The 25,251-nt window shown below is 62.6% G+C and carries 27 protein-coding genes; 20 read left to right on the top strand and 7 right to left on the bottom strand.

From position 1 onward, the window contains the following. The first annotated feature begins 44 nt into the window (after positions 1-44). Complete coding sequence (locus NQE15_RS01030; RefSeq protein ID WP_265945777.1) at positions 45-956, top strand: PLP-dependent cysteine synthase family protein; 912 nt, start codon at positions 45-47, stop codon at positions 954-956. Between the two features lie 101 nt (positions 957-1,057). On the opposite strand, the gene NQE15_RS01035 is transcribed toward NQE15_RS01030, so the two are convergent. Next, positions 1,058-1,333 (bottom strand): hypothetical protein, encoded by a 276-nt coding sequence (locus tag NQE15_RS01035; RefSeq protein ID WP_265945779.1) that lies wholly within the window; start codon positions 1,331-1,333, stop codon positions 1,058-1,060. 76 nt (positions 1,334-1,409) lie between these two features. Next, positions 1,410-2,036 carry an MlaC/ttg2D family ABC transporter substrate-binding protein gene (locus NQE15_RS01040; protein ID WP_265945781.1) on the bottom strand — a complete coding sequence of 209 codons (627 nt, stop codon included), beginning with the start codon at positions 2,034-2,036 and terminating at the stop codon, positions 1,410-1,412. 260 nt (positions 2,037-2,296) lie between these two features. Between NQE15_RS01040 and NQE15_RS01045 the strand changes: the two genes are divergently transcribed. The 3 genes from NQE15_RS01045 (at position 2,297) to NQE15_RS01055 (ending at position 4,453) form a co-directional block, all read left to right on the top strand. After that, entirely contained in the window at positions 2,297-2,932 is a 636-nt protein-coding gene (locus tag NQE15_RS01045; RefSeq protein WP_265945783.1) for a response regulator transcription factor, read from the top strand. A gap of 11 nt (positions 2,933-2,943) precedes the next feature. Next, positions 2,944-3,342, top strand: a complete 399-nt coding sequence (locus tag NQE15_RS01050; protein WP_265945785.1) for a response regulator — start codon at positions 2,944-2,946, stop codon at positions 3,340-3,342. Between the two features lie 349 nt (positions 3,343-3,691). Further along, entirely contained in the window at positions 3,692-4,453 is a 762-nt protein-coding gene (locus NQE15_RS01055) for a Crp/Fnr family transcriptional regulator (protein WP_265945787.1), read from the top strand. A 52-nt stretch (positions 4,454-4,505) separates the two neighbouring features. Here NQE15_RS01055 and NQE15_RS01060 read toward each other — a convergent pair whose 3' ends face one another. Next, positions 4,506-5,894, bottom strand: a complete 1,389-nt coding sequence (locus tag NQE15_RS01060) for a CHASE3 domain-containing protein (protein ID WP_265945789.1) — start codon at positions 5,892-5,894, stop codon at positions 4,506-4,508. A 178-nt stretch (positions 5,895-6,072) separates the two neighbouring features. Between NQE15_RS01060 and NQE15_RS01065 the strand changes: the two genes are divergently transcribed. Beyond that, a complete protein-coding gene (locus NQE15_RS01065; protein ID WP_265945791.1) occupies positions 6,073-6,381 on the top strand; it encodes a BON domain-containing protein in 309 nt (102 codons plus the stop codon). Between the two features lie 217 nt (positions 6,382-6,598). Here the strand turns inward: NQE15_RS01065 and NQE15_RS01070 are convergent, their stop codons facing one another. Both NQE15_RS01070 and NQE15_RS01075 read right to left on the bottom strand, forming a co-directional pair. Further along, entirely contained in the window at positions 6,599-8,764 is a 2,166-nt protein-coding gene (locus NQE15_RS01070) for a bacteriohemerythrin (protein ID WP_265945793.1), read from the bottom strand. A gap of 500 nt (positions 8,765-9,264) precedes the next feature. Further along, positions 9,265-10,038, bottom strand: coding sequence for a YdcF family protein (locus NQE15_RS01075; RefSeq protein WP_265945795.1), 774 nt, complete (start codon positions 10,036-10,038; stop codon positions 9,265-9,267). A gap of 272 nt (positions 10,039-10,310) precedes the next feature. Here NQE15_RS01075 and NQE15_RS01080 point away from each other — a divergent pair, with 272 nt between their 5' ends. Beyond that, the gene (locus NQE15_RS01080; protein ID WP_265945797.1) at positions 10,311-10,718 is read left to right on the top strand and encodes a bacteriohemerythrin; all 408 of its coding nucleotides are present in this window, start codon (positions 10,311-10,313) and stop codon (positions 10,716-10,718) included. Between the two features lie 135 nt (positions 10,719-10,853). Here NQE15_RS01080 and paaY read toward each other — a convergent pair whose 3' ends face one another. Continuing rightward, a complete protein-coding gene (gene paaY, locus NQE15_RS01085; RefSeq protein WP_265945799.1) occupies positions 10,854-11,477 on the bottom strand; it encodes a phenylacetic acid degradation protein PaaY in 624 nt (207 codons plus the stop codon). Between the two features lie 79 nt (positions 11,478-11,556). Here paaY and NQE15_RS01090 point away from each other — a divergent pair, with 79 nt between their 5' ends. The 5 genes from NQE15_RS01090 (at position 11,557) to NQE15_RS23745 (ending at position 16,564) form a co-directional block, all read left to right on the top strand. Next, on the top strand, positions 11,557-12,360 hold the full coding sequence (locus NQE15_RS01090) for an IclR family transcriptional regulator (protein ID WP_265945801.1): 804 nt from the start codon (positions 11,557-11,559) through the stop codon (positions 12,358-12,360). Between the two features lie 298 nt (positions 12,361-12,658). Continuing rightward, positions 12,659-13,534: a branched-chain amino acid ABC transporter permease gene (locus NQE15_RS01095; protein ID WP_265945802.1), complete on the top strand. Its 876-nt coding sequence runs from the start codon at positions 12,659-12,661 to the stop codon at positions 13,532-13,534. A gap of 2 nt (positions 13,535-13,536) precedes the next feature. Continuing rightward, positions 13,537-14,469 (top strand): branched-chain amino acid ABC transporter permease, encoded by a 933-nt coding sequence (locus tag NQE15_RS01100; RefSeq protein WP_265945804.1) that lies wholly within the window; start codon positions 13,537-13,539, stop codon positions 14,467-14,469. Between the two features lies 1 nt (position 14,470). Continuing rightward, a complete protein-coding gene (locus NQE15_RS01105) occupies positions 14,471-15,232 on the top strand; it encodes an ABC transporter ATP-binding protein (RefSeq protein ID WP_265945806.1) in 762 nt (253 codons plus the stop codon). A gap of 15 nt (positions 15,233-15,247) precedes the next feature. Next, the gene (locus tag NQE15_RS23745) at positions 15,248-16,564 is read left to right on the top strand and encodes an ATP-binding cassette domain-containing protein (protein ID WP_323054932.1); all 1,317 of its coding nucleotides are present in this window, start codon (positions 15,248-15,250) and stop codon (positions 16,562-16,564) included. A 532-nt stretch (positions 16,565-17,096) separates the two neighbouring features. Here NQE15_RS23745 and hpaR read toward each other — a convergent pair. Next, positions 17,097-17,582 (bottom strand): homoprotocatechuate degradation operon regulator HpaR, encoded by a 486-nt coding sequence (gene hpaR / locus NQE15_RS01120; protein ID WP_265945808.1) that lies wholly within the window; start codon positions 17,580-17,582, stop codon positions 17,097-17,099. A gap of 160 nt (positions 17,583-17,742) precedes the next feature. On the opposite strand from hpaR, the gene hpaA reads away from it, so the two are divergent. The 9 genes from hpaA (at position 17,743) to NQE15_RS01165 (ending at position 25,227) form a co-directional block, all read left to right on the top strand. Continuing rightward, positions 17,743-18,657, top strand: a complete 915-nt coding sequence (hpaA, locus tag NQE15_RS01125) for a 4-hydroxyphenylacetate catabolism regulatory protein HpaA (RefSeq protein ID WP_265945810.1) — start codon at positions 17,743-17,745, stop codon at positions 18,655-18,657. 130 nt (positions 18,658-18,787) lie between these two features. After that, positions 18,788-19,054 (top strand): phenol hydroxylase subunit, encoded by a 267-nt coding sequence (locus tag NQE15_RS01130; RefSeq protein WP_265945812.1) that lies wholly within the window; start codon positions 18,788-18,790, stop codon positions 19,052-19,054. A 58-nt stretch (positions 19,055-19,112) separates the two neighbouring features. Beyond that, a complete protein-coding gene (locus NQE15_RS01135; RefSeq protein WP_265945814.1) occupies positions 19,113-20,105 on the top strand; it encodes a phenol hydroxylase in 993 nt (330 codons plus the stop codon). A 10-nt stretch (positions 20,106-20,115) separates the two neighbouring features. Next, positions 20,116-20,385 (top strand): MmoB/DmpM family protein, encoded by a 270-nt coding sequence (locus tag NQE15_RS01140; protein ID WP_066886238.1) that lies wholly within the window; start codon positions 20,116-20,118, stop codon positions 20,383-20,385. A 25-nt stretch (positions 20,386-20,410) separates the two neighbouring features. Beyond that, complete coding sequence (locus NQE15_RS01145; RefSeq protein WP_265945816.1) at positions 20,411-21,955, top strand: YHS domain-containing protein; 1,545 nt, start codon at positions 20,411-20,413, stop codon at positions 21,953-21,955. A 10-nt stretch (positions 21,956-21,965) separates the two neighbouring features. Beyond that, positions 21,966-22,325 carry a phenol hydroxylase subunit P4 gene (locus tag NQE15_RS01150; protein ID WP_265945817.1) on the top strand — a complete coding sequence of 120 codons (360 nt, stop codon included), beginning with the start codon at positions 21,966-21,968 and terminating at the stop codon, positions 22,323-22,325. Positions 22,326-22,422: 97 nt separating this feature from the next. Continuing rightward, positions 22,423-23,484 carry an NADH:ubiquinone reductase (Na(+)-transporting) subunit F gene (locus NQE15_RS01155; RefSeq protein WP_265945818.1) on the top strand — a complete coding sequence of 354 codons (1,062 nt, stop codon included), beginning with the start codon at positions 22,423-22,425 and terminating at the stop codon, positions 23,482-23,484. 71 nt (positions 23,485-23,555) lie between these two features. Beyond that, positions 23,556-24,083 carry a GNAT family N-acetyltransferase gene (locus NQE15_RS01160; protein ID WP_265945819.1) on the top strand — a complete coding sequence of 176 codons (528 nt, stop codon included), beginning with the start codon at positions 23,556-23,558 and terminating at the stop codon, positions 24,081-24,083. A gap of 124 nt (positions 24,084-24,207) precedes the next feature. Then, positions 24,208-25,227: a TRAP transporter substrate-binding protein gene (locus tag NQE15_RS01165; RefSeq protein WP_265945820.1), complete on the top strand. Its 1,020-nt coding sequence runs from the start codon at positions 24,208-24,210 to the stop codon at positions 25,225-25,227. Positions 25,228-25,251: the final 24 nt, after the last annotated feature.

A 25,251-nucleotide genomic window follows, 5' to 3' on the forward strand; every position in this document is an offset into this window, starting at 1 on the left:
ATGAGCGGGGGGGCTGACTCACACGCCAGCGAGAATGCCCTAGCATGAGTGCCGCCGCCCTGCTCGCCGCCGTCGGCCATACCCCGCTGGTAGAAATCCCGTTCGCTGGCGAGGTCGCGCCCGGCGTGCGCCTCTTCGCCAAGCTGGAGAGCGTCAACCCCGGCGGTTCGATCAAGGATCGGCCGGTCGCCCGGATGCTGCTCAGCGCCCGGGGCAGCGGCTGTTTTGCCGGCCAGCGCCGGCTGCTCGACTCTTCCTCGGGCAATGCCGGCATTTCCTACGCGATGTTCGGCGCCGCCCTCGGCATCCCGGTGACCCTGGTCGTGCCGGGCAATGCCAGCGCCGAGCGGCTGGCGCGGATTCAAGCCCATGGGGCCGAATTGGTGCTGACTGATCCGCTCGAGGGCTACGACCATGCCCTGCGCACCGCCCACCGGCTGGCCGAAGAGCAGCCGGAACGCTACTGGCTGTGCGACCAGTACGCCAATGAGGAGAACTGGCGGGCGCATTACGAGGGAACCGGCGAGGAGATTCTCGCCCAGCTGGCCGAGCGCGGCCTTGGACCGCCCGATGCGCTGGTTGTCGGGGTCGGCACCGGCGGCACCTTGACCGGCATCGGGCGCCGCCTGCGGCGCGACAAACCGGATGTGCTGATCGCGGCGGCGATCCCCGAAACCTTTCCCGGCATCGAGGGCCTGAAACCGCTTGGTCATCCCGGGGATATCGTGCCGCCGCTGCTCGACCAGCAATTGATCGACCGGCGCTATCCGGTCAGCCTCGAGCAGGCGGCGGCGATGTGCCGGCGCCTGGCCGAACTCGGCCTCTATGTCGGGCCGTCGTCCGGCGCCTATGTCGATGTTGCCTTGCGGCTGGCGGCCGAGGGTGACCGCCGGACGCTGGTTACCGTGCTCAGCGACACCGGGGAACGCTATGTTTCAACCGGGCTCTGGCAGTGAGGCTCGGGACCGGCATCGCCAGCGGAAAATCCCCCGGCGCTTGGGTAAGCGGCGGGGGCGGAGGAGTGCATCAAGGCCGGGCAAGGCCCGGCGGAGATGCGTCAATAAGCTTTTTTGGGTTCGCTTGATGAAGTCGCCGGCGCGGCGCTGTCGTCCAGGACTTTCGGCGGTGACATGGCGGGCGACGAGCTGTCGGGTGTGCTTGGCGCGCCGGCAGCCGGGGCCGATTTTTCCAGCATCCGGTCTTCGGCAGATGGCGTGTTCGCCTGCCTTTCAGCGCTCGGGTTGGCCGCGGTCGGCGACTGTTCGGCCCGGTCGCAGCCGAGCACAAGCAGCGGCAGGACGAGGCTGGCAGCGAGTAGGGATTTATTGCGCATGATGGAGACTCCTCTGTGGGGTTGGTGATTCGAAGCCCGGGCGCTGACGTGCTGCCCGGGCTCCACCGTCGTCGCCTCAGGCCGGTGACTTGGCCGTTTCAGGACGGCGATTCTTTTCCTGCAGGGCTTTCAGGAGGCCGGCAACGCCACCCTTGTCGACTTCGCTGGCAAAGCTGCCGCGATAGTTGGTGACCAGGCTGACGTTGGCGATCGCAACGTCGAAAACCTTCCAGCCGCCGTCAGTCCGGGTCAGGCTGTAGTTCAGCGAAATCGGCTGGCCGCCCGGCTGGTTGATCTGGCTGCGGACGGTGACCTCGTCGCCGCCGGCCGGCCGGGCCGGGAGCTTGAAACTCACCGTTTGGTCGCGGTAGGCGGTCAGCGAGTTGGCGTAGGTGCGGACCAGCAGGGTGCGGAATTCGCTGGTCAGCGCCTTGCGCTGGCTGGCGTCCGCCTGTTGCCAGGCGCGGCCGACTGCGAGACTGGTCATCCGGTCGAAGTCGAAATGGGGGGCGACCTTGTTCTCGATCAGGGTGATCGCCCGCTGGCGATTGCCCGACTGAATGTCCTTGTCTTCCCGCAGGATGGTCAATACGTCGGTCGTGACGTTCTTGACCAGGTCGTCGGCGCTGCCGGTTTCGGCCTGGGTCAGGCCCGGGGCCAGCCAGAAGACCGGCAACAGCCAGAACAGATGTTTGCGCAGCATGGTGTCCTCCTTGCAATCGATCAGCCGCCGGATGCGGGAAAAAATATCCCGCTGCCGCAGCGATGGCTTGTCCGGCGGCTTGATTTCATCCTAGATTCGCCCCGGCCAAAAACAGTCGGCGGCCGCTGATTGGCATGTAGGACGGTTCCGACAGCCGCCCAAGCCGACGACCGCGGGCTTTCAGACTGCTCGGTGCGCTCGTCTGAACTCTGACCGACAATCGCGGGTCAGATGCTTATGCCATTAAAAAGGGATTGCCTATGCTCCAGGTTGCCATCGTCGATGACCATGAGATCGTCAGGGCTGGATTGCGCGAGATGCTCTCGGAAGAAATCGGCATCGGCATCGCCTTCGAGGCCGGCTCCGGCGAGGAGGCGCTCGCCAGCCTGCACGAAACCGCTTGCGACGTCCTGCTCCTCGATCTTGCCCTGCCCGGGCAAAGCGGAGTCGATCTGCTGCGCACCCTGCGCCAGCGTCATGGCGACGTGCGGGTGCTGGTCTTGAGCGGTTATCCCGAAGAACGTTACGCCATGGCGATGATCCGCAACGGTGCTGACGGCTATCTGTGCAAGGAATGCGGCCGGGACGAACTGCTGCAGGCCGTGCGCACGGTTGCCCAGGGCCGCCGTTACCTGTCCTCGCGGATGGCGGAGTTGCTCGCCGACGAGGTGCTCGGCGGTGGCGCCCCGGCTCCTCATCAGCAGCTTTCCGAGCGCGAGTTGCAGGTTTTCCTGCGCCTCGCCCAGGGCCAGTCGGTCTCGGTGATCGGTGGGGCGCTCAACCTCAGCGTCAAGACGGTCAGCACCTATCGCTCCCGGCTGCTCGACAAGTTGGGGGTGGCGAGCAATGCCGAACTGGCCACCTACGCCGTGCGCAACGGGCTGCTGGCGGACTGAGCGAGAGAGCGATGAGCCGTCCTGATCCGAACGCGCCGCTGACGATCGTTCTGATCGAGGATTCCCTGCTCCTGCGCGAGACTGTGGGCGCCGTCCTCGGGGAACTGGCCGGGGTCAGGGTGGTGGGGGCGGCGGCTGACGAGACAACGGCCATCGAGTTGCTGCAAAGCCAGCAGCCCGACCTTGCCATCGTCGACCTGGAGTTGCGGGCGGGCAGCGGCCTGGGCGTCCTCCGGATGCTTTACGGCAACCCCGATCGTTTCGGCCGGCCACGCGCCGTGGTCTTTTCGAATCATAACCAGAGCCAGTTGCGCGAGCGCTGTATCGCCCTCGGCGCCGAGCGCTTCTTCGACAAATCGACCCAGATGGACGAACTGCTCGCTTATGTGCGGTTGGCCTTGGCGCACTGAGGGCCGCAGGGGTCGAGCTGGCCGGATTTGTGAGAATTGTCCTACAGAAAAATCAGCGGCTTCCGACACCGGTGCTTAAGCGACGGTCATATACTGGAGCCAAATCTCTTGAGGCTTGCCCAGGGATAGGGTGGCAGTTCGCGCTCGGCAACACTCCACCATAAGAGGCGAGGTCCGCCTCGCCGCCCCTTGATTCTCGGAACCCAGCATCCAGCGATGGCCGCACTCCGGCGGCCGGATGATGAAAACGAGGCTGAACGCCGTTCGTTTGGTGAGCAGCGCTCGAGGAGATATTGCTATGCCATGTGACAACGTCCAAGTAATGCGCCGGCGGCCCGCCGTGCGCTTGATGAAACCGCTGCCCGCATCGCCACTGCAGAATCACCTGCTGGCGTCACTGCCGCCGCTGGTTCTCGAACGACTGAAACCCGATCTCGAACTGATCTGGATCCCGCCCGGCAAGATCTTGCACGAGTCCGGAGACCATCTGCATCACGTCTATTTTCCGACAACCGCCATCGTTTCCCTGCACTACACCATGGAAAATGGCAGTTCGGCCGACCTGGCGGTGGTCGGCAACGACGGCATGGTCGGCATCGCCTTCTTCATGGGCGGCGGCAACATGCCGCATCGCGCGATGGCGCTGGGGGGCGGCCATCTCTATCAACTGCACTGCCAGTCTTTCAAAAATGAATTCGATCGCTCCGGTGGACGGCGCGGCGGTGCGCTCAATGACCTGATGCTGCGCTACACGCAGGTTCTGCTGACCCAGATGGCGCAAACGGCGGTTTGCAACCGGCACCATACGGTCGTCCAGCAACTCTGTCGCCTGCTGCTGCTCAGCATCGACCACGCGCGTTCGCCAGAACTGAAGATGACCCATGCCTTGATCGCCGACACGCTCGGCGTGCGCCGCGAGGGAGTCACGGAGGCAGCCGGAAAACTGCAAGCTGCCGGACTGATTCGTTATCGCCGCGGCCAGATCACCGTCCTCGACCGAGCCGGCCTCGAGGCGGGCACCTGTGAGTGCCACGAAGTGGTCAGGAATGAATACGATAGGCTGATTCCCGGCCGCCTCGCTGGGGCGCCACGCTGCCTGAATGCGGCCTAACTGTGTAAATCCGCCAGCTCGTTCAGTGCGCTAATGCGTGCTTGCCGGTCGCTCAGGCCGCGGCAGCAGGCGCCGGCACGGTAGCGCTCAGCGGCAGGTGGACAATGATCCGGGTTCCCGCCCCGGGCTGGCTGGTCAGCGTGAATTCCCCGGCGTACATCTGGACCCGGTGGCGCATCCCGGCCAGCCCGTGATGCCGGCCGCCGTCGCCGCCGCTCGGGAAGCCCTTGCCGTCGTCTTCAATCTCCAGTTCCAGCCATTCGGCCGTCACCCGCAGGGCGAGCTTCACCCGGCGGGCGTCAGCGTGCTTGCGGATATTGGTCAGGGCCTCCTGGGCGATACGGAAAAGCGCCAGCGCCGGTGCCGGGGCAATCTCGACATCGTCCTCCGGTAGCTCCATGGCCAGGGTTTCCCCGTCGCCCTGGGCGAACTCTTCGCCGAGGGCGCGCAAGGTGGCGACCAGGCCGAGCATTTCAAGCAGCGGCGGGCGCAGGCCGTCGATGATCCGGCGCTTCAGGGCGATACCGCCATCAAGCAGTTCGTCGAGCCGGGCCAGCCGCTCGCGGCAGGGCACGAGTCCGGTCGCATCGAGATGGCGGGCGATCCATCCCGACTCCATCTTGGCGGCGGTGAGCAAGGCGCCCAGTTCGTCGTGCAGTTCGCGCGCCAGCCGCGCCTTTTCGGCCTCGCGCGCATTGGTCAGGTAGCTCGCCAGGTCGCTCAGCTCGGCTGTCCTCTCCTGGACCTGCGCATCGAGGCGCTGGTTCTCGCGGTGCAGCAAGTAGGCGATCTGTTCGCGCAATTTGAATTGTCGTTTGAGGACGAAGTGCATGAGGACCATCAACGCCAGAGCACCGACGGCCAGGGTGGCGACCACCCAGCGCGTGCGCTCGACATGGCGCGTTGAGCGCGCGAAAGAATCGTCGCCCTCCACCGCCAGGCGCTTCTTCAGTCCGAGTATGCGGCCACGGATCCGGTCGGTGTAGCGCTTGCCCTCATTCAGCGTTTCTTCGCCCGCTACGCCGCGCTCGACCAGCTGGCCTAGGCTGCGCAACTTGATCGCGACCAGCCCGGCAAGGTCGGCCAGGGCATCGTCGTTGGTCGGCCCCGCCAGGTCCCGGCGGATATCATCGACCAGTGCGCTCGCCGTTGCCCGGCTGCTTTCGTAGGGCCCGAGGTGGGCACGATTGCCGCTCAGCAGATAGCCGCGAACGGCATTTTCGGCGTCCATCAGCTGGATCAGCAGGCTGTCCAGGTGTTCGACCCGTACCGCCTGCTGGCGCAGGTCGCCGAGCGCCTGCAGGCTGGCGGTGGCCTGCCAGTGACTCGATCCCAGCACCAGCAGCACGAAGGTGCCGCCCAGTGCGAGGAGCAGGTGGTGCCACTGGCGAAAGCGGCGGCCGCTGAGGAGGGTCCGCAGCGATTGAGGAACGGCTTGCATGGTATTGCCTCCTTCCCCGGACCGGGGTGCTGGACCGCGCGTGCAGGGCTCTTCCTACAGGCGATTCAGCCGGGTCTGACAGCCAGTTCGTGGTCCGGTTCGTATGCTGAAAATACCCCCGGCAGTTATGTCGCGGGCAAATCCGGAACATTTCATAACTACCGTTAAAGGACAAGTCATGACGATCAGTAAATCAGGATTGGCAGCACTGCTGCTGGTCGGGCTGCTGGCCGCTTGCGGTGGCAGTCCGAGCAAGGAAAGCACCGGCGAGTATATCGACGACACGGCGCTCACCGCCAAGGTCAAGGCTGCCTTCGTCAAGGATGACGAGGTCAAGGCCGCCAACATCAAGGTCGAGACCTTCAAGGGTACGGTTCAGCTTTCGGGCTTCGCCGATAGCCGCGCCGAGATCGACCGGGCGGTGCGGACGGCCAGCCAGGTGCCGGGCGTCAAGGCCGTGACCAACGATATCCGCCTCAAACAGTAGTCCATGCGCCGACCTCGCCGGAGCTTCCCCAGGCCTTCCTCCGGCGCGGCGAACGGTTGTCAGAAGGCCTGGTCCCAGCGAATCGAGCGGTGCACGGCGGTATTGGTCCGGCCGACCCTGCTCGAGGTCTGGACGAAATTGCCGTTCGCCGGGCTTCGGATCGTGTGCTCGGCCAGCCGGCCGAGGGCGGATCGGCAGTGTCAATTACCTGTTCTGTTTAGGCCGCTTCTTTCCTGGCGAGGTCGTGCGACAGGTCCTTGTCGACCTTGAGGATGTGGTTGACCAGCCAGTCCCGGATAAAGCCCATGAGCTCGATCGAGATGCCGGCATTGCCGCTGTCGAACTGTTGCTTGAACTTCGAGACGTCGGCGATCAGCTTTTTGTGTTCGGCGGCGTGCAGGTTGCGCCCGGCGTAGGCATGTTTCTCCATCAATTTTTCTTCGAAGTCGAAGTGGTTGAGCGTGTAGTTGACGAGCTCATTGAGGATGGGTCCGGCGATTTCGCGGCCGTGGCCGGCGTGCATGGCAGCGTTCAGGCGGTTGGCGATGGCGATCAGCACCTGGTGCTGGCGATCGATTTCGGCATGCCCGACCGCGAGCGCCGACGACCATTCCATCAATGCCACGGCTGGGCCATTGTCGGCTCGCTGCCTGGAGGCCACGGCGACCTCGCCGACGTTGAAGCGCTGCACCATCGAGAACATTTCATTGGCCGATTTTTCAAGTTCGCTCGAGGTTTGCTGCGACTGGCGAATAACGTTTTCGGTGCGTCCGGAGGCGTGCATGACTTCATCGACATTGCCGACGATTTCCGCGATCTGCCGCGTCTGGTCGTGCGTGGCTTCCGCCAGTTGCTGCATCTTGAGCAGGGTTTCCTTGGCCTGTTCCTCAATGGCGTGCAGGGTTTCGGCGGCCGAATTGGCCTGGGTCACCCCCTTGGCGATGACCGGAGCGGCGGCATCCATGCCCTTCACGGCACGTTCGGTATCGCCCTGGATACTGTGCAGGATTCGGCCGATCTCGCTGGTCGCCTTCGCAGTGCGTTCGGCCAGCTTGCGCACTTCGTCGGCAACGACCGCAAAGCCACGCCCCTGTTCGCCGGCGCGGGCCGCCTCGATGGCCGCATTGAGCGCGAGCAGGTTGGTCTGGTCGGCGATGTCCTTGATGACATTCGCCATCTTGTCGATCTCCTGCGTACTGGCGACCAGTCGCGAAACCTCGGCCGATGAGGCGGCCACGGTATCGGCAATGGCGTTCATCTCCTCGGCGACCTTGACCGCGACGTCAGCGCCGGCACGGGCGCGCCGGGCAACTTCCTGCGATCCCTGCTCGGTATCGCCGGCGAGCACATTGACGGTTTCGACGCTCAAGGAAATGTTGTTGATCGCCGAACGCGTCTGTTCGATGGCGTTTGCCTGCAACTGGGTTGCCAAGTTGATTTCGTTCGATTCCGCCGACAGGCGAACGATGCTCGATTCGACCTGGTGGGCATTGCTGAACACGGCGCGCAGCATGTCCTTGAGGTTGGCCTGCATGCGGGAAAGAACGAACAGCAGGCTGTCGCCGTCGCCGTTGCGCAGGCGGATCTCTTGGGTCAGATCGCCCTCGGCAATGCGACTGGTGATCCCGGCTGCAACTCGCGGTTCACCGCCGAATTCGCCGATGATGCTGCGCCGGACGACCCAGGCCGCACCGAGCAGGATCAGCGTGCCGCCGATGGCCAGTGCCAGGCTATGCGTTGCGTGTTGCCAGAAAATATTCTCTACGTCGTCGATGTAGATACCGGAGCCGACCACCCAGCCCCAGGGCTCGAATTTCTTGACATAGGACAGCTTGGTGAAGAGTTCGTCGGTGACGCCGCCGCCAGCTTTGGGTTTCGGCCAGAGATATTCGACGTAGCCTTGGCCGGCCTTGTCTGCCACCGTGACGAAGGCTGCGAACAAGTTGGTCTTGTCGGCTTTGACGCGCGGGCCATCGAGGCCAGCCTGGAGCATCGTCGCCCGATTGAATTTAGCATCGTCGAGAATCTTGCCGTCGAGCGCCGGGACGGTCGGGTGCATGATCATTTTGGGTGCCGGCTTGCCGAGGTCGTTGATCCAGAAGTATTCCTTCTCCTCGTAGCGCAGACCCTTGATGACCTTGATCGCACCGGCCTGCGCCTGCTCGGTGGTCATCGCGCCCGCCTGTTCACTCTCGTGGAACTGCTTTAGTACGCTGTAGGCGGTCTCGACCAGGTGTCGCGTCTTGACCTGGCGGTCCTCATAGACCAGTTCGTGGATCGTGTCGATCGCTTCCGACATGATCACGACCATGCATACGAATGCCAGTACCGCCGAAATCGACAGTCGGCTCATCAGCGTCAGCCTGCGCAGTCCGGTTGTCATCCTTTTCCCTCTTTTTGTCAGCCTGTTCGGCGGGCAGCCTGATGCCCGGTTTGTCCTGCTTGGCAAATGGTGCTTGGGTTGCACTCGCCATGCAGGGCGCGGCAGGTTCTGCGACGGCCGCAGTCCACTTTCTGGCGAGTGCGACTATTACTAAAGCAATAGTCGAGCCGGGTTGGGTTGGGCGCATCCGTGCTTGCTGGGTGTTACTGCAAGATATTGATCCAGATCAATTTATATCGGATCTGTAGGTATTGCGAATGTGATCGTTCAGCTTCTCATAACGCGGAAAGCAGCTTGGGCTTTCCCGCAATCGAGAAGCGTCGGCCCGTGGTTTCATGGGGGAAACGTCGGTGTCGGCAAGTTGTCCCATTTGCTACCGTGAGGGCAGGCTCGTCGCAGTTAGCCGGCTTTCCTTCGGGCTTGCCTTGCTTCCGGACTCGCCGCTGCCGACGCTTGCAGCGAGCAGGTATTGCCGATGCGGCGCCTTTGCTTTTGTGGTGCTAGTTGGCGGATTTGGCCAGGCGCTGCAATTCGAGCCAGGCCAGCCCCAGCCATTCGTGCAGGGCGTAATAGGAGGTCTGCAACGCCCGAGCCTGCGGTAGCCAGTCGAGTACCCTCCAGGGCTGCTCGCGCCGTTTCGCGAGTTCGGTCGGGGCCGGCACGACCTCGAGTCCCGCCGCTTCGAACAGGCGTTGCGCCCGCGGCATATGGAATGCTTGGGTGACCAGTACGACGCGCCGAATGCCTGCGTCGCGCAGTATCTTTGCCGAGAACGCGGCGTTGTCGGCAGTGTCTTCAGATTCGGTTTCCCGCCAACGCACCGCCACCTTGAATTCGCGCTCGAGTATGTCCCCGATCACCTCGGCCTCGGAGCGGCTGGCATTGAACGGCCGGCCGCCGGTGACCAGCACCGGCAGATGGTGTCGTTCGGCCAGTGTGGCGCCATAACGCAGGCGAATCAGGCTGCGGTCGGTGACCGTGTCGCCGCCGTACTCCTCGGCGTCGAGATTCAGGCCGCTGCCGAGGACGACGATGGCCCTGGCCCCCTGCGGATCGGTCATCGCCGGCCCGGCCCGCTGTTCCAGCGGGGCAATCAGCAGGCCGGCGACCGGCGGCAGGCTCTGGGCCAGCAGCAGGCCGCCGCCGATGATGGCCACGGCGAACGCCCAGCGCCGCCGACGGCAGATCGCGGCAAGGGCGAGAAAGAGCAGGCCGTTGGTCGGAGGTAGCAGCAGATTGCCGAGCAGGCTTTTCAGAAACAGGGCAGTGGACATGCGCTGAGAAAATGGGCCGGTGGTTTCGGGTTGCCGAGTTTGGCCCGACAAGCCGACAGCGTCAATTCAGCCTTGCCGTCGGCATTGATCCAGCTGGCCTGCGGCGATCGGTCGCGGCAATGTCAATTGCATATAACGGAGGGCTGTAATACCCTTTCGCCGGGGTGTTCAGTGCAGGCAGCCAGCCGGCGCCAAGTCTCGGCAGCCGCCCTCACGCCTTCCGCATCGGTGGAAGGTCTTCACAATCCGCAACATTTGCGAGAGGACATACGATGACTCTTATTACCTGGACTCAGGAGCAATTCGGTACCACGGTCGCCCAACATGACGAAGAGCACCGGCAGCTCTTCAAGCTGCTCAACGATCTGCACTACAAGGTCGGCAACAGCGGGCGCTATGCCATTGGCGCTTCACTCGACAACCTGATCGCCTTCGTCGCCGAGCATTTTTCGTCCGAAGAGCGGAACATGGCGGCAGCGGCTTACCCGGCGCTGGAGGATCACAAGCTGGAGCACGACAAGCTGGTGCAACTATGCCTCGACCTGCAGCACCGCTTTCACGCCGGCACGGTCGAGATCAACGAACAGACCACCGGTTTTCTGCGGGATTGGCTGATCGACCATATTCCCCGGGTCGATTTCCAATATGGCCCGACACTGGCTGGCAGCGACAGCAGGTAATTTCCAGCAAGCAAGCTGTTGGCGATGGTGTGAGCCGCTGCCGCCAACGTCAGCTGCAGATCCCTGCGAGCAATGAGCAGGCAGAAGGCCGGGTCGGCCCGGCCTTCTGCCTTCCTGCGGGGCTGGCGGCTTCCGTCAGGCTTCACTGCTCCGCTTCTTCATTTCCACCAGCGGAATCACCTCCGGCAGGTGAATGCGCTGGCGATCGGCCTCGATCGCGGTCAGCGGGGCGCATTCGGTCATGGTCGCCAGACTGCGCCGGGTTAAATCCTGATAGGTGCGCGTCCCTTCGCTTTTCCAGGCGATTTCCTCGTCGGAGAGCTGGCGGATGATCTTGGCCGGCATGCCGGCGGCCAGGCTGCGGGCGGGGATTTCGACTCCGGCCTTGACGAAGGCGCTGGCGGCGACGATGGTCGACTCGCCGATGATGGCGTTATCCATGATCACCGCGTTCATGCCGATCAGCGCATTCCTGCCCACCCGGCAGCCGTGCAGCACGGCACCGTGGCCGATATGGCCGTCTTCCTCGACCACGGTATCGGTGCCGGGGAAACCATGCATGACGCAGGTGTCCTGCAGATTGGCGCCGCGCTCGAGGATTAGCCGGCCGAAATCGCCACGCAAGCTGGCACAGGGGCCGACATAACAGCCCGGGCCGACGATCACGTCGCCAATCAATACCGCGCTGGGATGAACATAAGCCGTCGGGTCGACGACCGGAACGATGCCGTCGATGGCATAAACGCGCAGGGTGGTCACAAAAAAGCTCCTGACAAGGGGATGTGGAATTCTATAAAATAAAAGTCGTTTCGACATGTGTAATTTTTAAGGGGTGAATATGAGTGAAGAATCGGAAAGCCGGCCGAGTGAGGGCAAGCACGGCGTCCAATCGCTGGAGATCGGCATGGGCATCCTGCGCGCCATGGTCAATGGCCAGCGATCGATGATGCTCAAGGACATCGCGGCGGCGGCCGACATGCCGGCTTCGAAGGCCCATCGCTACCTGGTCAGCCTGATTCGCGCCGGCCTGGTCGAGCAGGATCCAATGAGCTCGCGCTACGACCTCGGGCCTTTCGCGCTCAATATCGGCCTCGTCGCCATCGACCGTCTCGACCGGATTCGCCTCGGCCTGTCGGCGATCTCCGAATTGCGCGACCAGATCAACGAAACCACCGCGCTCGCCGTGTGGGGCGACGGCGGCCCGATCATCGTGCGCTGGGAAAGGCCGCGGCGGCCGATCACCGTCAATGTTGTGACCGGCACCGCGCTCGACCCGCTGACTTCGGCCAGTGGTCGCGTGTTCACCGCCTGGCTGCCGAAGGAGACGGCCAACCGCCTGACCGATCGCTATTTCAAGGCCGGCAAGCTGGCTCCCGACCTCCAGACCCGGGCCGATGTCGAGGCCATGCTGGCCAAAGTCCGGACCGACGGCTATGCCAGCGTCACCGGCTATCACCTGATCGCCGGGGTGGAGGCGGTGGCGGCGCCGGTCTTCAACTTCAAGAGTGAAATTACCATCGCCATGCTGGTCGTCGGGGTCAGCGGCATGTTCGACATGTCGCCGGACGGACCGGTGGTCGGGCCGCTGAAAGCGGCGGCGACCGAGCTGTCGATGCGCCTTGGCTACACCCCGCCGAAGTGAGTCAGGCCGGACCAGGGTGGTGCACTCGGCCATGCGGTCGTCGTCTTGTCCCTGTATTGATGCAGGGGGCATGAGAAAAACCATAAATATCAGGCACCTGTCATTTGATACAAAAAATTTGATTGATGATTAAATTTGTATCATTTCTCTTGACAGAAGTTATTCCATATTTCAGAATCAATTACACAGAAAAGAATTGATGCATCCGTCAGCCGCGGCTGACACCCACAGGAGACGACATGACCAACCGACAGCTAGCCCCGTGCAGGGCCGCGCCCGATGAGAGAAGGGGCCTCTGATGCTTGCCCAGTTTCTACAATTCCTCTTTTCCGGCGTCACCGTCGGCGCCACCTATGCGTTGGCGGCGCTCGGCTTCACGCTGATCTACAACGCCAGCAACGTGATCAACTTCGCCCAGGGCGAGTTCATCATGTTGGGCGGCATGCTGGCCGTCTATTTCACCCAGGCCGGGCTGCCCTTGCCGGTGGCGCTGGTGCTCGCCATCCTGATCCCGGCCGTGGTCGGCATCGTGGTCGAGAAACTGGCCATCGAGCCGGTCAAGGGCGCCGAGACGGTGACCCTGATCATCATCACGATTGGCGCCTCGCTGGTCATCCGCGGCCTGATTCAGGTCTGGCTCGGCAAGAACACCTTCAGCCTGCCGGCCTTCTCGGGTGACGAGCCGATCCATATACTCGGTGCCACGCTGCTGCCGCAGAGCCTGTGGGTGCTCGGCGTCACGGCTCTGGTCGTGATCGCGCTCTGGTACTTCTTCAACCGTACCCTGCAGGGCAAGGCCATGCTCGCCACCTCCTACAACCGGGTGGCGGCCGAACTGGTCGGCATCAACACCAGCTGGGTGCTGTTCATGAGTTTCGCCATGTCGGCCGCACTCGGCGCGCTGGGTGGCATCCTGGTCACCCCGATCACCCTGACTTCCTACGACGTCGGGATCATGCTCGGTCTCAAGGGCTTCGTCGCCGCCGTCGTCGGCGGCCTCGGCAACGGCCTCGGTGCCGTGGTCGGCGGCCTGCTCGTCGGCATCCTCGAAGCCATGGGCGCCGGCTATATTTCTTCCAGCTACAAGGATGCGATTCCCTTCGTCCTCATCCTGCTGATCCTCTTCTTCATGCCGCGTGGCCTGTTCGGCGGCAAATCGACGGATCGGGTGTAAGCATGAAAAAGAATGCGTACTTCGGCCTCTATATCGTGATGGCCATCCTCGTCGTGCTGCCCTTTGTGCTGCCCAACAGCTTCTATGTCGATCTCGTGATCCGCATGGCGATCAACGCCGTGATTGTGCTCGGCCTCAACCTGCTGATCGGCTTTGCCGGCCAGATCAGCCTCGGCCATGCCGGCTTCCTCGGCATCGGGGCCTATGCCTCGGCCGTGCTGCCGACCCATTTCGGCTGGCACCCGGTACTCGCCATGGCGGCCGGCGCCGTCGTCACCGGGCTGCTCGCCGGCCTGGTCGCCCGTCCGATCTTCAAATTGAAGGGTCATTACCTGGCGATGGCCACCCTCGGCCTCGGCATCATCCTGAATATCGCGCTCAGGAACGAAGCGACCTGGACAGGCGGCCCCGATGGCATGCCGGTGCCGGCGATGGGCCTCTTCGGCTTCGAGCTGACCAGCGACAAGCACTGGTACTGGGTCGTCGCACTGCTGCTTTCGGTCAGCGTCTGGGCCTCACTCAATCTGATCGACTCGCCCTTCGGTCGCGCCCTGCGGGCACTGCACGGCTCGGAAGTCGCTTCACAGGTGGTTGGTGTCGATGTCGTCCGCTACAAGGTCGCCATCTTCGTACTCTCCGCCGTCTTCGCCAGCCTGATGGGCAGCGTCACCGCCCACTACGTCGGCTTCGTGACCCCCAACCTGGCCGACTTCTTCCACTCCATCGAACTGGTGACCATGGTGGTGATCGGCGGCATGGCCTCGGTCTATGGCTCGCTGGTCGGCGCCGTACTGCTCACCGCGCTGCCCCAGGCGCTGGCCACCTTCGAAGGCTGGGAAACGGTGGCCTTCGGTTCGATCCTGATGCTGTGCATGATCTTCATGCCCAAGGGCCTGGTGCCGACCCTGGCCGCCAAGTTCGGGAAGGGAGACTGACATGGCGCTCCTCGATGTCAAAGACCTCTCCATCCACTTCGGTGGTGTCAAGGCCGTCCAGAACGTCAGTTTCAGTATCGACGCCGGCATCGTCTATGCCGTGATCGGCCCGAATGGCGCCGGCAAGACGACGCTGTTCAACCTGATCACCGGAGTCTACAAGCCTACCAGCGGGGACATCCGGCTCGACGGCGAGGCGATCGGCGGCAAGTCGCCCAACGAACTGGCCACTCGCGGCGTTGCCCGTACTTTCCAGAACCTGCAGATCTGCCTGAACATGACAGCGATCGAGAACGTCATGGTCGGCGCCCACCTGCGTCTCGACCGCAACCTGATCAAGGCCGCGCTGCGCTTCCCGACCCTGAAACGGCGTGATGCCGAGATGCGGGCCGAAGCCGCCGAGCTGATGCGCTTCGTCGGCCTGGAAAAATTCGTCGACTCGCGGGCCGACGCCATGCCCTACGGCGCCCTGAAACGTCTGGAAATCGCCCGCGCCCTGGCCATGAAGCCGCGCCTGATCTTCCTCGACGAGCCGGCGGCCGGCCTCAACCCCAAGGAAACCATCGAAGTCGACCATCTGGTGCGCAAGATCGCCGATTCCGGCGTCACTGTCGTGCTCGTCGAACACGACATGAAGATGGTGATGAACCTCTCGGACCGCATCCTGGTGCTCGACTACGGCAAGAAGCTGGCCGAAGGCACGGGTGCGGAAGTCCGCCAGAATCCCGACGTGATTGCCGCCTACTTGGGCGCTCACGCGTAACGAAGAGGGAACAGTATGGAAGCACTCAGAGTCATCAGCGAAGACCACCGCAACCTGTGGCGCATCGCGGCCACCATCGACCTCGTGGCCGATGAAATGGAAGCCGGCAGCAAGGTCGATCCGGCCTTCTTCACCTCGGTGTTCGACTACATCGAACAGTTCATGGATGCCTGCCACCACGCCAAGGAAGACGACTACCTTTTCCCGGCGCTGCGCGCGCGGAGCGCCGAAGCCGCTGCCGTCCTCGACCGCCTGCAGGCCGAACACCGCAACGGGCCGGAAATCCTCAAATCGCTGCGCGTCAAGCTGGCCGAAACGGCGGTCGGCAGCCTGGGCAATGGCGATTTCGCGGCGGCCCTGCGCATTTACACGCAAAGTCTGAAGAGCCACATCAGTACCGAAGAAAAGGATGCCATGCCCTTGGCGCGCGAAGTACTGAGCGCCGAAGACTGGGCCCGGATCGACCGTGCCTTCCTCGACAGCGAAGACCCGCTGTTCGGCGAGAAAGCGAAAGCCGAATTCCGTGAGCTCTATCACCGCATTGCCAGCCTGGCGCCGGAATCGGTCGGCCTCGGCGCGCAGAGCGCCGGCGAACTGCAGCGCGGTGCCGGCCCGGCCGGCGGCGACGTGCTGCTCTCGGTTTCCGGCATGGAAAGCTGCTATGGCCGGATCAAGGCCCTGAAGGGCATCGACCTCGAAGTACGGCGTGGCGAAACGGTCGCCCTGGTCGGTGCCAACGGTGCCGGCAAGACGACCTTCCTGCGCACCTTGTCCGGCGTCCAGCCGATGAGCGCCGGCAGCATCCGTTTCGATGGCGAAGACATCAGCAAGCTGCGCTCCGACATGCGCATGCGCCGCGGCATCTGCCAAAGTCCGGAAGGGCGGCAGGTTTTCGGGCCGCTGTCGATCGAGGACAACCTGCGCCTCGGCGCCTATACCCAGCCCAAGGGCCAGGTCGCGGAAGACATGGAAAAGGTCTTCTCGATGTTCCCGATCCTCAAGGAAAAGCGGAATCTGCCGGCCGGCACGCTGTCCGGCGGCCAGCAGCAGATGCTCGCCATCGGCCGCGCCCTGATGGGGCGGCCCAAGATGCTGCTGCTCGACGAACCCTCGATGGGCCTGGCGCCGCTGCTGGTCGAGGAAGTGTTCAATGTCGTCAAGTCGCTGAAGGCGCAGGGCATGACCATCTTCCTGGTCGAGCAGAACGCCTTCGCCGCCCTGGCCATCGCCGACCGCGGCTATGTGCTGGAGACCGGCCACATTACCTTGACCGGGACTGGGCAGGAACTGATCCGCAACGAGCAGGTGCGGGCGGCCTATCTCGGGATGTAATTAGAAACGGACCGGGCGATGCCCACCCGGCCTGTTTTCTCGTGTGGGCAGGGGCACGCAACCGCCTCCTAATCCGGAAAATTCACCATCCGGATTTGCTCTCTTGGAACTGTTGCGTTCCCCCATGGTGCTTCGCTGACGCGCTGGGGTATCCCCGGGGCCGCTAATCGCACTCGTCGGCATGACCGTGATCGCCCTGCAAGCTCCAGCGCAATGCCATGCAGCAGGCCAAGCCGAAATTTTGGAAATTGTATTTCGGCTCACAGGGATGCCCAGCTGACCAAAGCCCATCGGCAATAATTAGAAAGGCCCTCAGGGCTATTCGCCAATCAGAGGGCCTTGCCAGAAGCTAACTCGAATCACCATCCACATCCCCACTCCGCAGAGTGTTTTAGCCAAGACTGTGAACTAATTCGATTTATCTTGCTGGTAACTATTAGGCTATGGGAATCGGGATGAGTTCCGGTAATCAACTCTTCACTACCATTTATTTTCTGTTGCCAGCAGGCTGCGGTTTCACAGAACCCGCCAATCAAGGCTTGATGTTCGCCCAATCCTTCTTTGCCGGCAGGGCGATGCGTGCAATCGGGGCGCGTTCGGCGGCGATCACCTTGTCCATCACGTCGTAGAGCTGCTTGATCAGTTCCGGGCCGAAGGCCTGTTCGATGATCTTGTACTGCTCGACGATCAGCGGGCCGAGTTCGGAAACCAGTTTTTCGCTCTTCGGGGTCAGGCGGACGATGACCCGGCGCTGGTCTTCCGGCATGCGTTCGCGGGTGACCAGGTCCATTTCTTCCATGCGCGAGAGGACGCCGGTCATGCTCGGGCTCAGGATGTGGCAGATCTCGCAGATTTCCCGCGGCTCGAGCTGTGCCATTTCGGCGAGCGTGCGCAGGATGCGCCATTGCTGCTCGGTCAGCCCGAAGTGGGTGATGATCGGTCGGAAGTGGCACAATAGTTCTTCCCGGGCTTTCAGGAAGAGTTGCGGCAGGTTGCGGTAGGCGAGCTTGCGGGACATGGCGGGTGCTCTCTGGTCAGGTTCAGGGGCCGGCATCGAAAGCGGATGCGTTGCTTAAATGATACCAGTTGACTGACTAATATGTTAGTGATCGAATCGGCAATGTTGATTTGAGCAATACCGTGACGGGAGGTTTCGTGAATCCGAAGGAAGTGTGGGAATGACCGCGGCGCCGCTCCAGGCCATCCCGGATATCCATATCGGCCGGGTCTACGATCAGCGCGATCCGGAGTGCGAGATCCACTACGAGACCTTCGGCCGCCTGGCCCAGTTCTTCGGGCGCAACACGCCGCCTCATCGCCACTACTGCTTCTTCCAGGTCCATCTGCTGACCCGCGGCAGCATCCGCCTGAATCTCGACGAGGGCGTCTATTGCGGCGATGCGCCGCTGGTCATCTTCACGCCGCCGACCGTGCCGCATTCCTTCTATTCCGAGGAGGATACCGATGGCCATGTGTTGACCGTCCGCCAGGAAGTCGTGCGCAGCTGGTACCGGGCGATGCCCGGCCAGTGGCCGGATGCTTTGCTGCGCGAGGCGGCGTTTATCGAGCTGGCCAGCCTGCCGGCCGAAAGTGCCGCCGATTTCACGGCCCTGGTGGATACGGTCGAGTTGCTGCAACGCGAAACCGAGCGCGATGCCAAGGGGCATTCGGCGCTGGTCCGGGCTCTCGGCGAATGCGCCTTCATCCATCTCAGCCGCCTGCTCCTGGCCCACGAGCCAGCCTCGGCGCCGCGCCCGGAGCGCAGCGAGGATCTGCGCCTGTTCCTGCAGTTCTGCGATCTGGTCGAAGCGCATTTCCGCGATCACCTGACGCTGTCCGAATACGCCATCCGTCTCTCGGTCACCGAGGCCCGGCTCAACGACATCTGTCGCCGGATGGCCAACCTGCCTTCGAAGGAAGTCGTGCACGAACGGCTGCTCCAGGAAGCGCGCCGCCTGCTGCGCTTCTCCGCGGTGCCGGTCAGCGAGATCAGCTACCAGCTGGGTTTCGTCGATCCGGCCTATTTTTCGCGCTTCTTCACCAAGCGCACCGGCGTGCCGCCCAGCCAGTATCGCCTGGCCGGCCAGGCCTGATCCTCCCGGTTACGAAAAGTACAAGTCATTTCCCCAAACGTCCATTCATTAATATCTTAGTAAAAGATTTAATGTGCTTCATCAGAGAACTGCCCGACAAGGCGGTCTAACGAATGAGGAGCGAGACGACATGGCAGAAGGTAATTTCGACATCACGCGCAAGTTCGTGCGCGTCATGCGCACCCTGTCGAACGGCCTGATCGAATTCGAATTCGCCATCGGCGACCCCGATGTCGCGGTCGAGCTGGTCATGCCCAAGGCGGCATTCGACGAGTTCTGCGCCAACAACCGGGTCGAATTCATCACCGACGGGCCGGCCGTGGCCGTCGATGCCGATGCTGCCGATGCCGACTTCAAGTGGAACCTGCACCAGGCCACCCACCAGCGCTTCCGCTAAGGATTTTTGACTTTCCGGGGCGGGCGACCGCACCGATCTGTTTTTTGAGGAGACAAGCATGGCAATAGATTTGCGGACAGTCAGCATCACACCGCTGCGCCAGACCTTTGGCCATTTGGCCCGGCGCATGGGTGCCGACAAGCCGGCTTCGCGCTACATCGAAGCCACCATGGACCTGCAGCCAGTCGAGAACTACCACTACCGCCCGACCTGGGAGCCGCAGTACGAGATCTTCGATACCACCCGTACTGCGATCACGATGAAGGACTGGTATGCGCTCAAAGACCCGCGCCAGTACTACTACGGCGCCTGGACCCTGGCCCGCGGCAAGATGCAGGAAATCGCCGAAGGCGACTTCGATTTGGTTGACGAACTCGGGCTGGCCGCCGCCTATCCGGCCGCCGGCAAGGAGGAAGCGCTCAAGGTCTTCCTGCCGCTGCGCCACGTCGCCTGGGCCTCGAATCTCAACAAGGCTTACGTCTCGTCCTACGGCTACGGCATCGCCATTTCCCAGGCCGCCTGCTACGCCAGCATGGATCAGCTGGGCGTCGCCCAGTACGTGACCCGGCTCGGCATGGCCTTCAACGACCTCGATGCGCTGGCTACCGCCAAGACCGCCTGGCTGGAAGGCGCCGAGTGGCAGGAACTGCGCCGCTACGTCGAGGACCTGATGGTCGAGAAGGACTGGTTCCAGGTGTTGGTTGCCCAGGATTTCGCCCTCGAAGGTCTGCTCTATCCGCTGATCTACGAGCGTTTCAACGAAAAGCTCAACGCCGCCTACAGCCCGGTCTTCTCGATGCTGACCCGCTTCCAGCGCGAATGGTTCGGCGAAACCACCAAGTGGATGGATTCCATCCTCAAGACGACCGCTGCCGACAACGCCGAGAACAAGGCGCAACTGGCCGAGTGGGTCAAGCACTGGCGCGAGCGGGCGATCAAGGCCCTGAAGCCGGTCGCCGCCCTGGCCTTCGGCGGCGAAGCCGACCTCGTCATGGAAGAACTCGTTCTGAACCTGAATGCCCGCGCCGCCAAGGCCGGTATCACCCTGTAAAGGAAGCCGCATGTCCAACGCATTTATCGCATTCCAGAAGAACGACGACTCCCGCTGCATCATCGAGGCCATCCTCGACGACAACCCAGGGGCCATGGTCGACGATCAGCCGTCGATGGTGAAGATCGACGTGCCGAACCGTCTGGTCATCAAGCGCGAGACGGTCACGGAAAAGATGGGTCGCGAGTTCGATTTGCAGGAGCTGCAACTGCACCTGATCACCATCTCCGGCAATCTGGACGAGACCGACGACGAATTTACCCTGACCTGGAATTCCTGATTCCGGCCGCCAAGGAGAGAACACCATGGATATGAAAGCTGCCAAGAAGCTCGGCCTCAAAGAGCGCTACTCGCTGATGACCCGCGATCTGGCCTGGGACACGACCTACCAGAAAATGGAAGACGTCTTCCCGCAGACCACCTACGAGGGGATCAAGATTCACGACTGGGACAAGTGGGAGGATCCCTTCCGCCTGACCATGGACGCCTACTGGAAGTACCAGTCGGAGAAGGAACGGAAGCTCTACGCCATCCTCGACGGCTTCAACCAGAACAACGGCCACCTGTCGGTCACCGACGCCCGCTACATCAATGTCCTGAAGCTTTTCCTCGGCTCGACCCCGCCGCTCGAACTGATGGCAGCCCGCGGCTTCTCGATGATGGGCCGGCAGATGAACGGCGCCGGTCCGCGCGTCGCCTGCCAGATGCAGGCGGTCGACGAGTACCGTCACTTCCAGACGCAGATCCACTCGATCTCGAATTACAACAAGTACTACAACGGGATGGACGAGTTCGCCCATCAGCAATCCCGCATGTGGTACCTGTCCGACGGCAAGTCCTTCTTCGACGACGCGATCACCGCCGGCCCGTTCGAATTCATGGTCGCCATCGGCTTCGCCTTCGAATACGTGCTGACCAACATCCTGTTCGTGCCCTTCATTTCCGGCGCCGCCTACAACGGCGACATGGCGGCGATGACCGTCGGCTTCTCGGCGCAGTCCGACGAAGCCCGTCACATGACGCTCGGCCTCGAATGCATCAAGTTCATGCTCGAGCAGGACCCGGACAACCTGCCCATCGTCCAGCGCTGGATCGACAAATGGACCTGGCGCGGCACCCGCAAGCTGGCCTCGGTCGGCATGATGATGGATTACATGCTGCCCAAGCGCATCATGAGCTTCAAGGAAGCCTGGGAAATGTACGTCGAGGAAAACGGCGGCGCCCTGTTCAAGGACCTCGCCCGCTACGGCATCACCATCCCGAAGTGCTTCGGCCAGACCATCGAGGAAAAGGAACACGTCACCCACCAGTCGTGGATCGGTTTCTACATGAAGCCCGATGCGACGCCGTTCCATACCTGGATTCCGTCGCCCGACGAAATGGATTGGCTGTCCGAGAAATATCCCAACACCTTCGATAAATACTATCGTCCGGTGCTCGAGTACCTCGACGCCCAGGAAAAGGCCGGCAACCGCTACAACAACAAGACGCAGCCGATGAACTGCCAGGTCTGCGTCAGCACCATGAAGTTCAACGAGCCGGGCGACCCGATGGAAATGTGCTTCCGCGAGTCGGTCTATAAGGGCGAGAAGTTCCACACCTGCTCCGACCACTGCAAGGAAATCTTCGACAACGAGCCGGAGAAGTACATCCAGACCTTCATCTCGTCGCACCAGGCCCTGCAGGGCAACTGCGAACCGGACGGCGTCGATGTCAATGCGTCGGACTACAAGCCGGGCAGCCAGATGCTCGACTACTGGAAGCTCGACAAGCGCGCCACCGGCGACTTCAACGGCTCGGACGACCAGAAAAACTTCGCCGCCTGGCGCGAACAGGCCACCAAGAACTAAGGAGACAGCAATGACGATGTTGAAAACCCTGGCGCCGTACGAGTTCAAGTCCAGCGACGCCCTCGAGAACTACAAGGGCAAGCAGTTGCTGTACGTGAACTGGGAGCGCCACCGCATGTTCTCGCGCCCCTTCGTGCTGGCGTTGCCGCCGGAAACACCGTTTGCGGTGATCCTCGAGCAGATGGCCGAGTGCTTCAGCTACCACCCGGACTGGTCGCAGATCGACTGGAACACGGTCGTCTGGCAGAACGGCAACACGCCCTTCACGCCGGATCGCAACAAGAGCCTGAAAGAGAACGGCATCGGCCACAAGGACCTGATCCGTTTCCGGACGCCGGGTCTGGACGGTATTGCCGGTACCGGATATTGATTAGTTGCTAGTTATTAGTCGCTAGTTGTTAGCAAAGCAGCGCTGGTTCGCCTTTGCTAGCAACTAGTAACTAGAGACTAACAACTCAGGAGCAAACATGAGTTACGAACTGACCATCGAGCCGCTCGGCCGCAGCATCGAAGTCGAAGACGGCCAGACCATCCTCGACGCCGCGCTGCGCGCTGGCATCTACCTGCCGCACGCCTGCGGCCAGGGCTATTGCGCGACCTGCAAGGTGTGCATCACCGACGGCGAGGTCGATCACAACAACGCCTCGAGCTTCGCGCTGATGGACTACGAGCGCGAAGAAGGCCAGGCGCTGGCCTGTTGTGCGACGCTCGAAGCCGATACGGTCATCGAAGTCGAGATGGAAGTCGACGAGGATGCGCGCGACATCCCGGTCAAGGATTTCCATGGCACGGTCAGCCGCATCGAGAACCTGACGCCGACCATCAAAGGCATCTGGCTCAAACTGCCGAACGACGAGGTGCTCGACTTTCAGGCCGGCCAGTACATCAACCTCTACCTGCCGAACGACATGGGCCACCGCGCCTTCTCGCTGGCCAACGCGCCGTCGACCGGCAACGAGATCGAACTCAATATCCGCATCGTTCCCGGCGGCGCCGGCACGACCTGGCTCCACAACGAACTCAAGGTCGGCGACAAGATCACCGTCTCCGGCCCCTACGGCCGCTTCTTCGTGCACAAGTCGGCCAATGTGCCGTCCTTGTTCATGGCCGGCGGTTCCGGCCTCTCCAGCCCGCGCTCGATGATTCTCGAGCTGCTGGAGGAGGGCGGCGATCTGCCGATCACGCTGGTCTACGGGGCGCGCAATCAGGGTGAACTCTACTATCACCAGGAATTCGTCGAACTGGCGGCGAAGCATCCGCACTTCACCTATGTGCCGGCTCTCAACGACGAGCCGGCCGACAGCGGCTGGAGCGGATTCCGCGGTTTCGTCCATGAAGCGGCCAAAAACCACTTCGACAACGATTTTCGCGGCCGCAAGGCCTACCTGTGCGGGCCGCCGGTCATGATCGAGGCCTGCATCACGACCCTGATGCAAGGCCGCCTGTTCGAGCGCGACATCTACACCGAGAAGTTCTTCTCGGCCGCCGACGCCCAGCAGGTGCGCAGCCCGCTGTTCAAGCGGGTGTAACAACTTTTCTCTGCAGTACCCACCCTTTGAGGCCGCGCTTGTCGCGGCCTTTTTTTGACCAGACCTCTTCGATGACTGAATTCACCATTCCCCAGCAACTCGAAAGCGAACGCCTGATCCTCCGCATGTTTCGCGAAGACGACTGGCGCAGCATGCACGCCCATTATTCCAACCCGGAGTGCACCCGCTACACGCTGGGCCGGGTGCTGACCGAAGGCGAGAGCTGGCGGCAGACGGCCACCCTGGCCGGCCACTGGCTGCTCCGCGGCTACGGTCCCTACGCTCTGGAGGAGAAAGCGAGCGGGGCGATGATCGGCGCCGTCGGCCTGTGGTACCCGGTCGATTTTCCCGAGCGCGAAATCAAGTGGGCGCTCAATCCGGCGTGCTGGGGCAGGGGCTACGCTAGCGAGGCGGCGCGGGCGGTCCAGCGGGTGGCGCAGGCCGCCTACCCGGAGCAGCCGCCGATCAGTTTCATTCACCGCGACAATCTTGCCTCTCTGCGCGTCGCCCGTTCGGTGGGGGCGGTGTTCGAAGACGAAATCGATTTTCGCGGCAGGCGCTTCCAGATACATCGCCACCCGCTTATCGATCGGGCCTGACGTCGGAAAAGAATTCGCAAAAATATTATTCAAGAGCGTTGACTCACTAATATCGTAGTGATTTAATTGCTAACATATTAATGAAACTGGGTGCTTGCCCAAGTCCACAAAGAGGAGATGTCGCATGAACTACCGTCACATAGCCGTTCTCGGCGCCATGGCTGTTTCGCTGTCGGCCGCCGCCCAGGAAGTCACTTTCAAGATCGCCCACTTCCTGCCCTCCGCCGCGCCGACCCAGCAAAAGGTCCTGCAGCCCTGGTGCGACGAAATGAAGAAGGAATCGAACGGCCGCATCGCCTGCCAGTTCTACCCGGCCATGCAGCTCGGCGGCACGCCGGCCCAGCTGGTTGATCAGGTCAAGAACGGCGTCGCCGACGTGGTGTGGACCGGCCCGGGTTATTCGGCCGGCCGCTTCCCGGCGATCGAGGCTTTCGAACTGCCGTTCATGGTGGCCGACGCCACCTCCAGTTCCAAGGCGCTGTGGAAGTATTACCAGCAAAACGCCCAGCAGGAATTCGCCGCCTACAAGGTCCTCGCCTTCCATACCGACGGCGGCCAGGCCGTGCATACCGCGAAGAAGGCCGTAGTCGGTCTGACCGGCTTCAACGGCATGAAGCTGCGCACTTCGACCCGCGTCGGCGCCAAGACGCTGGCCGCGCTCAGCGGTTCGCCGGTCGCCATGCCTCCGGCCCAGGTCACCGAGGCCATCGCCAAGGGCGTCGTCGACGGCTCGCTCGGCGCCTGGGAACTGGTTTATCCGACCAAGCTGTCCGAAGTCACCAAGTTCCATGCTCAGCCGGCCGCCGGTGTCGCTCACCCGACCGCCACCGTGCTCACCGTGCTGATGAACAAGCAGCGCTACGACAGCCTGCCGGCCGACCTCAAGGCCATCGTCGACAAGACCACGGGCGAAGCCATGGTCGGCAAGTTCGGCGCCATGTTCGACGGTGTCGCCGCCGACACGCGCAAGAAAATCGCTGCCCAGGGCGACCAGATCACGACCTTCAGCGCCATCGAAGTCGCGGCCATGAAACAGGCCACGGCCAGCGTCGAAGAGGAGTGGGCCAAGCAGGTCGGCGACAAGGGCCTGGACGGCAAGAAGCTGATCGCCTCGGCCCGCGAATTGACCGGCACCAACAAATAAAAAGATCCGGGAAAGGAGAACAGC

It is taken from the genome of Dechloromonas sp. A34, assembly GCF_026261605.1.
Lineage (GTDB): Bacteria > Pseudomonadota > Gammaproteobacteria > Burkholderiales > Rhodocyclaceae > Azonexus.